The organism is Pseudoalteromonas sp. H103 (genome assembly GCF_001469205.1).
GTDB classification, from domain to species: Bacteria; Pseudomonadota; Gammaproteobacteria; order Enterobacterales; family Alteromonadaceae; genus Pseudoalteromonas; species Pseudoalteromonas carrageenovora.
Genome location: NZ_LOFG01000004.1, coordinates 114,493 through 121,572 on the forward strand (window position 1 = coordinate 114,493; position 7,080 = coordinate 121,572).

4 protein-coding genes and 2 rRNA genes are annotated in these 7,080 nt (G+C 38.8%); 3 read left to right on the plus strand and 3 right to left on the minus strand.

Features of this window, described 5'->3' with window-relative positions; translation table 11 throughout:
- The first annotated feature begins 407 nt into the window (after window positions 1-407).
- The 3 genes from ATS74_RS05170 to ATS74_RS05180 are packed head-to-tail and all read left to right on the plus strand — an operon-like array spanning window position 408 to window position 5,025.
- Window positions 408-2,468 carry a TonB-dependent receptor plug domain-containing protein gene (locus tag ATS74_RS05170; protein ID WP_058547881.1) on the plus strand — a complete coding sequence of 687 codons (2,061 nt, stop codon included), beginning with the start codon at window positions 408-410 and terminating at the stop codon, window positions 2,466-2,468.
- A 9-nt stretch (window positions 2,469-2,477) separates the two neighbouring features.
- Entirely contained in the window at window positions 2,478-3,005 is a 528-nt protein-coding gene (locus ATS74_RS05175; RefSeq protein ID WP_082660562.1) for a YfiR family protein, read from the plus strand.
- 4 nt (window positions 3,006-3,009) lie between these two features.
- Window positions 3,010-5,025: an EAL domain-containing protein gene (locus ATS74_RS05180; protein WP_058547882.1), complete on the plus strand. Its 2,016-nt coding sequence runs from the start codon at window positions 3,010-3,012 to the stop codon at window positions 5,023-5,025.
- Window positions 5,026-5,408: 383 nt separating this feature from the next.
- On the opposite strand, the gene ATS74_RS05185 is transcribed toward ATS74_RS05180, so the two are convergent.
- From ATS74_RS05185 to ATS74_RS05195, 3 genes are all read right to left on the minus strand, one after another.
- Entirely contained in the window at window positions 5,409-6,044 is a 636-nt protein-coding gene (locus tag ATS74_RS05185) for a methyltransferase family protein (RefSeq protein ID WP_058547883.1), read from the minus strand.
- A gap of 465 nt (window positions 6,045-6,509) precedes the next feature.
- Window positions 6,510-6,624, minus strand: a 5S ribosomal RNA gene (rrf, locus tag ATS74_RS05190).
- A gap of 142 nt (window positions 6,625-6,766) precedes the next feature.
- Window positions 6,767-7,080: ribosomal RNA gene (locus tag ATS74_RS05195) — 23S ribosomal RNA — on the minus strand; the annotation flags it as partial.

A 7,080-nucleotide genomic window follows, 5' to 3' on the forward strand; every position in this document is an offset into this window, starting at 1 on the left:
CTTTGCGGATTGAAGTTTGTTCAATCTAGGGGCGATTAAATCGCGGCGCGAGGTTTGTAACCTAGTGGGCTAAGTAAAAACCGAGTAAAGCTTCCGCGTCCTGCTCACGCCCCTTACCTACATCCATGTAGGCAACAAAGAGTTTATCGCCCCTAGGCAGAACCCGAAGGGCAGCGCATGTTTGGCATTTATGCTGCGTTATCGCCTATTTATGGGGAGTAACCACACTTCATAGGCTCCGCCTTGCCTAAAAACCAAACACACTGCTGCAAATTCAACCATCAAAGATCAACACGCCCTAGTATTTAATCGCATTTTTTAATTGTGTTGCGCCAATACATGTTAACATTGTGTAATACCACATGTTTTATAAAACAGTGATTCTTTTGATTGTGCAGGAGATATTGGTGAAATTATCACGACGTTTTTTTTGGCCATTGCTTTTAATTTGCCCTATCGTTGCGGCAGACCCATTTGAAGATGACGACCTAGACCTCGATGCCCTTATGGGAATGGATGTACAAGCAACATCAGCAATGAAAAGAGCACAATCAGCTTTTGATACCGCATCATCTATCTATGTATTAAGCAAAGATCAAATTACTAATTCAGGGGCAACATCACTCCCTGAAGCGCTAAAAATGGTACCTGGGCTGATTGTACGTCAACTTGATAACAACCAATGGGCAATCTCATCAAGGGGGATTGCTTCTCGCTTTTCCAGTAAGCTATTGGTGATGATTGACGGACAAAGCTTGTATACACCAAAATTTGCAGCCGTATATTGGGAAACCCTAAATGTGCCTTTATACGATATTGAACGCATTGAAGTAATACGAGGCCAAGGTGGGTTACTTTGGGGGAGTGATGCAAATAATGGTGTTATTAATATAATTACCAAAAACAGCCTTGATACTCGAGGCGGTTTTGCAAATGCAACAACGGGTAACCAAATTAATGCCGATGTAAATTTACGCTACGGTGGGGATATAAGTAACCAAGGTAGCTACCGTGTGTATGGCCATTTAAAAAATGCTAATGAGTCAAAAAAAGGGATTTCACTTCCTCCTAACGATACAACAAAACAGCATTCACTAGGCTTTAGAGCCGATTTTACCCCCAGTGATGAATGGTCAGGCTTAATTCAAGGTGATGTAACTCACTCTACACTTGGTCAAAACTACCGTGGTGTAATAGACCAATCTAACGAGAACATTGCGTTTTCAGATGATTTAAAACGCACTGACTCGCGTATTATGGCTCGACTCGAAAATAGAATGTCGCCAGATGCAAATCAAATGTTACAGCTATCTTGGTTAAAGCAAAATGGCTCGCAAGACTATATAAAAGAAGACTTTGAATCGATAGATATTGATTATCAAATGAATTTTATATATCAATCTTTACAACTCGATTGGGGGTTAAACTACCGGTATAACTCTATTTCATTTGCAGAGAGTTTATTTTTAGATAGTGATAAAGACTTTGATGATCTCACGCAATTTGGTGTGCTTGTTCAAGCCCAATACAATGTAACCCCAGATAAGTTAGACTTTATTATTGGTACTAAAGCCGATCATAACGATTTAACCGGTTGGGAAAACCAACCTTCAGCAAGGTTTATATATAAACCAACTCAAAACCATTTAACGTGGGGGGCTGTGTCTCAAAGTGTTAGAACCCCTACACTAATTGAATTTAACGACAACTTTAGAGTTAATGGCACAAGAGTACAGGACCTGGCTGTATTAAGCTCAGGTATTCAAGCCTTAGATAATTACCGAATTGCGACCTACCTAAATGGCAATGACAAAGTAAAATCAGAAAAGTACCTGTCTTACGAATTAGGTTATCGATTTAGCGATAATGACTGGTCAGTGGATCTTTCGACTTATTATACTGATGCAAAAAATGTTGCTGTAATTGATATGAATGCACATGATGAGCAATTTGGGCCAATACTTGATTTGTTTCTTGCAGGAAGAATTCCAGAAGTTTTTCAAGCTTTAACAACAACTCGCATAGACTTAGACTTTGCATCAGTTGCAGATACAACAACAAAAGGGTTTGATGTGCTGCTCTCGTGGCAACCACTTGATAACCTAAACACTGAGTTAGGTTATAGCTATACAAAATACACCTATGACTTACCTCCTAGAGTTGAGCCTGCCATAGGGTATAACTCAAAAAACAGGCAGCTATTTGCTAAAGCTAATTATACTTTTTTAACTGATCATAATGTATTTGCAACCCTGCGCGCAGAGAACTCTAATGCATACAATACAGACAGTTACACAACGCTAGATATTACTTGGAATTGGCAACTCAGCCCTGTGTGGGCAACAGCACTTTCGGGTAAAAACCTATTTGCAGGTTCACATATTGAATATAACAATACACGCGAAACATACACGCTACCAAACTACATTGATGAATGTATAACTTTTACTGTTTCGGCAACCTTTTAAGCAAATAAGATGAGTAAATTAAGAAGCTTAATCCATAGTATATTGATAACGCTCATTCTTTTTAGTGTGGGCGCTAATGCTGTGGAAAAAGAATATATGCTAAAGGCAGGCTTCTTATACAATTTTGCTCGATTTGGAAGCTGGGATCAGCCGTTAGATAACTTAAAGCAGTTTACAGTGTGCAGCCCCGACAAATATTTTATCGATGTAGCTAATAGTGCTTTAAAAAACAGAACTATAAAAAACTTACCACTGCATAATAAACTTATTACGCTTGATGACACCTCCATACGTGGCTGCAATATTGTGTTTATAACTTCTAATACATTTGCAAAGTGGCAAACAGCTAACATCACCACTGTAAAAAATATAATGGTAATTGGCGAAAGCGACTCATTTATAGAAGGTGGCGGGCACATAAGGTTCTTTCTTTCTGCGGGAAAAGTTCGTTTTGAAATTGCACCCAAACAATTAAAAGATGCAGGTATTACAATGAGCTCAAAAGTATTACGCCTTGCTCGCGTTGTGCAAAGGTAATGTAATGAAAACTTTATTCGCACTAAACACTATCAGTAAAAAATTATTAGTTATTTTAATGAGCGTTGCACTTGCCTCTACCGCTACAGTGACTATTGTATTTAGTGCTTATGAGATAAATAGCGCAAAAGAAGAACAGATAGAAAGCTTAGACTCCCTTTCGAAAATGCTAGCACCAAATATAACTACGGCTCTTATGTTTGACGACCTAGACGCAGTTCAAGAGCTAATAAATCCTATTCTAATGCGCTCTGACGTAGTAAGTATAACGGTGTATAACCAAAGTGATGTTCAACTTGCTGTCGCACTCTCAACCAAGCAAGAGCTCGATCATAGTATCGAAGTAAACACTCCCCTTACGTTTGAAACCAATAACTATGGTTTATTAAAAATAAGAGCTAACGATAGCTATATTCAAAACAAAATTTCTTTTTATAGCAAATTTTTAATTGTTTTGATGACATTTACCTTCGCTGTAAGCTTAGTTTTATCTTTATTATTAAGACGTCGCTTTTTAAACCCTATACTTTACCTAGCACAAACAGCAGATAAAATTACTACATCACACGACTATAGCTTGCGTGCTAAACAACTATCAAAAGATGAAGTTGGCCAGCTTACGGCCTGTTTTAACGATATGCTATCCAATATTGAACAACGAGAAAACTCATTAGAAAACCAAGTTAAACTTAGAACTAATGAACTTGAAAGCGCTAATATTCAATTACATCAATATGCTTATCAAGATGGCTTAACAGACCTGCCTAATAGACGTTATTTTTACGAAAAAATACAAAGCTTAATAAGCGTAAAAGATATGACTTTTGCACTTATCTTTATAGATTTAGATGGTTTTAAAGAAGTTAACGACAGCCTTGGGCATGACTACGGTGACTTACTATTGCACCAGGTAGCAATCCGGTTACAAAACTGCATAACCAGCAAAGACACTGTTGCTCGATTAGGCGGAGATGAATTCACTTTGATTCTAGAAGGCGTTAGCAACGCTAATCAAGCATCAAAAATTGCTGAAACAGTCAAAAGTAGCCTAATGGAAAGTATAAAGATAAAAAATGAAACGGTTTATGTCACAGCCAGTATAGGCTTAACATTTTACCCTGTTGATGGCCAAACTGTTGAAGAGCTTGTAAAACGAGCCGATCAAGCAATGTATTTATCCAAAAATAAAGGCCGTAACCGCTATGAGTTCTTCTCTTATGAAATAGAAGAAAGAGCAACGCAAAGGCGCCTACTTATAGAGGAAATTAGAGTAGCACTGGATAAAAAACAATTTGAGCTATTCTATCAACCAATATTCTCAATTGATGGTTTATCAGTACCTAAAGCTGAAGCACTGATTAGATGGAACCACCCAAAGCGAGGTTTAATTGGCCCTAATGAATTTATACCTGTAGCAGAGAAAAACGGCTTAATAGGAGATATTGGTCATTGGGTTAAATCTCAGGCGATTAAAGATACTGTCGATTTTAACAAGCTGAGTAAAGACGCAGTACAAGTAAGTGTAAACACATCGCCTTTAGAAATAGACCGTGCCGGGCAGTGGGTAGATGACTGGATAACCGCAAGTAAAGAATCTCAACTACCTAACAACACCATACTTATTGAAGTTACAGAAAACACCTTAATGGACCCCGACTCTTCAATACAACGCCAACTAAAACGTTTAAGTGCTATTAACATAGATATAGCGATTGATGATTTTGGTGTTGGCTACTCATCTCTCGCTTACTTACAACGACTAGATATAGATATTTTAAAAATAGACCGTTCATTTATTCAAGATATTGAATCTAACGACAACAGTATTGCGCTAGTGAAAGCCATAATTACAATGGCACATAACCTAGATGTTATGGTAGTGGCTGAAGGGGTGGAAACAAGTAGGCAATATGAACTATTGAAACACCTTAGCTGCGATTATATTCAAGGCTATATTTTTTCAAAAGCAATTACAAAAAAAGAGTTTATAGAAAAATATATCACGAAAAATATTGGTTAGAGGTAACCTGAACTCAAATTGCTAAGTTCAGGTTATTTACTTTGTAACGTATAGCTAGGGCGTATTGATCTTTGCGGATTGAAATTTGTTCAATCTAGGGGCTATTAAATCGCGGCGCGAGGTTTGTAACCTAGTGGGCTAAGTAAAAACCGAGTAAAGCTTCCGCGTCCTGCTCACGCCCCTTACCTACATCCATGTAGGCAACAAAGAGTTTATCGCCCCTAGGCAGAACCCGAAGGGCAGCGCATGTTTGGCATTTATGCTTCGTTATCGCCTATTTATGGGGAGTAACCACACTTCATAGGCTCCGCCTTGCCTAAAAACCAAACACACTGCTGCAAATTCAACCATCAAAGATCAACATGCCCTAGTTAAACAATAACTCACAACCAACGTGGCACTAGTTGTTTATACTCTTTATATTCCCCAGAGAAGTGCTGCTCAAGATGAGCTTCTTCAACTAAAGTTTGTCTGTATACCGCAATCATGCCAACAACTAAGCAAATTAGGCTAAACACACTTGGTAAAGCTAAAAAGAAACCGATTTGTGCGGCTACAACACCTAAGTACATTGGGTTTCTTGAAAATTCATACAGGCCATTTGTTTTGAGTTCTCTCGGGCCGCGAGGATCTACTCCTGATCGCCAAAGCGAAGCCATATGAAAATGAACAAACATTGTCAGTACAAAACCAGCCGTTAGTAAAATATTTCCAAACATAACACCTGGCCAGCCATTCAACACATTTAGCAAACCTAGATAGCTATCAACCTCAGGAATAAACACGCGTAGCACACAAACAAACCATATAGCCGCTCTAAAAAACTTAAACACCATATGGTTCCACCAACTAGCGCAAAATTGCTCGCCAGGAAAAATGACCCCTTTTGGAGTTGAACGATTCTTATAAATAATTCTGAAGGTATAAAAGCCAGCAACGAAAGTATAAAAAAGTGCTAGGTATATTCGTGTAAATTCGATAAGTGATGCAGAGTCATCTAAAAAAAGCGGTTGATTCATTGAGGTTGGACTCTCATTCATAATTAATACTAAAGTTATAAGCACATATTAGTATTCATACGCCATACAAACAAGAGAAGTAATTAGTTTGTGATAAATTTATTAAATACACCGCCTACTCTTACAAACTTTATTACTTTAAGCCCTAACTACATCAATGTAACCGCTATTACTGATGAAGTTAATGTGTGTTAGTAACCCACTTTATATAATGTGGAACATGTAGCTAACTGTTTCTCACTTGTCTGCAGACGTAAAAAAGCCCGACTATTTCTAGCCGGGCTCTCTACAATTTGAAGCCTGGTGATGTCGTAGTCCCCACAGCGCTCGAGAGCCACATAGCCAATGCTACACTATCATCGGTCGAAGCTTTGGTTTCACTACTGAATTAGGCATGGGCTATTTACTAAACCCCAGACAGCAAAAAACCCGTTACATTGCTGTAACGGGTTTCTTTAATTTGAAGCCTGGTAATGTCCTACTTTCACATAGCAAATGCTACACTATCATCGGCGCTGTTTCGTTTCACTACTGAGTTCGGCATGGAGTCAGGTGGGTCCAAAACGCTATTGTCACCAAGCAAATTTTGGCGTTAATCCGTATTTCTACGCACTAACTGAATTTGGAAAATAGCTGATAATATTTTTTAAGTTTCTAAGTAATATCTACTTTAGTTATTAACTTCTGTCGCTTTCACTGTCACAAAACGCGTTTGGCGTTGTATGGTTAAGCCTCACGGGTAATTAGTACAAGTTAGCTTAATGGCTCACACCACTTCCACATCTTGCCTATCAACGTTGTAGTCTTCAACGGCCCTTCAGAGACTTTAAAAGTCTAGTGAGAAATCATCTCGAGGCCTGCTTCGCGCTTAGATGCTTTCAGCGCTTATCAGTTCCGAACGTAGCTACCGGGCAATGCCATTGGCATGACAACCCGAACACCAGCGGTTCGTTCACTCCGGTCCTCTCGTACTAGGAGCAACCCCTCTCAATTCTCAAACGCCCACGGCAGATAGGGACCGAACTGTCTCACGACG

Bases quoted from the DNA above. Each gene is read 5' to 3' on its own strand.
- ATS74_RS05175 (WP_082660562.1), top strand. From the start codon at position 2,478: ATGAGTAAATTAAGAAGCTTAATCCATAGTATATTGATAACGCTCATT.
- ATS74_RS05180 (WP_058547882.1), top strand. From the start codon at position 3,010: ATGAAAACTTTATTCGCACTAAACACTATCAGTAAAAAATTATTAGTT.
- ATS74_RS05185 (WP_058547883.1), bottom strand. From the start codon at position 6,044: ATGAATCAACCGCTTTTTTTAGATGACTCTGCATCACTTATCGAATTT.